At 54.8% G+C, this 702-nt stretch carries 1 rRNA gene; it reads left to right on the top strand.

The annotated features are described in order from the left end of the window. Positions 1-104: ribosomal RNA gene (gene rrf, locus DWX25_RS09370) — 5S ribosomal RNA — on the top strand; the annotation flags it as partial. Between the last annotated feature and the right edge of the window lie 598 nt (positions 105-702).

Genomic DNA, 702 nt, shown 5'->3' with positions numbered 1-702 from the left:
AGCATGGGGGGCACGCCCGGTCCCGTTCCGAACCCGGAAGCTAAGCCCCATCGCGCCGAGAGTACTGCGGGGCCAGCCCGTGGGAGGCCAGGGCGCCGCTGACCGGTGGACGGCACCGAGCCGTCAGCGAACTTAGAAGGGGGAGGCCGCGAGGCCTCCCCCTTTTTTTGCGTTATATGCGATATTTGCCCTATCCGTTTTAGGAGTGCTCGGATTGACGTTAGTCGAGGTCATCGTTGTCATCTGCGTTGGGGTAGAGCCGATCTTTTTGTTTATGTCGCTTTCTGTTGGCGCTCAGTCGACTCTAGGGTTCTGTCGCCACGTATATCCGGACGGTTCTTTTGCCCCTTATTTCCAGTAAATCAGTTAAGGGGTATTGTTTCAATCAAATACACTCCGCCAGCGGGGGCTCTATCTAATTAGTGATAGAGCCCCCGCTGGCGTTTTATAGGTTTGTTAACGTTGTCCTTCTATTTATGACGGGCTAACTAGCAGAGACCGACGAGGGTATAAAGATGCTATGTCTACAGTGGACAGCAAGATTCCCGAGGTCATACGGTCTGTCCATGGTTTATGACCAAATGTGTGACTCCGAGCAACTCGGAGCCAGCTAATTCATTTGTGAACAAAATATGGAGTGCGCGATTCCCGCCCCCGGGGCCCCTCCGGTCTGGCAATATATCTCCTTGCCGCGCGGCCCGG

Origin of the sequence: Collinsella sp. AF18-8LB (assembly GCF_003459795.1) — a bacterium.
In the GTDB taxonomy this organism is placed as follows: domain Bacteria; phylum Actinomycetota; class Coriobacteriia; order Coriobacteriales; family Coriobacteriaceae; genus Collinsella.
The sequence above is the reverse complement of the archived record's forward strand: the minus strand, read 5'-3'. Positions and strand labels throughout refer to the sequence as shown.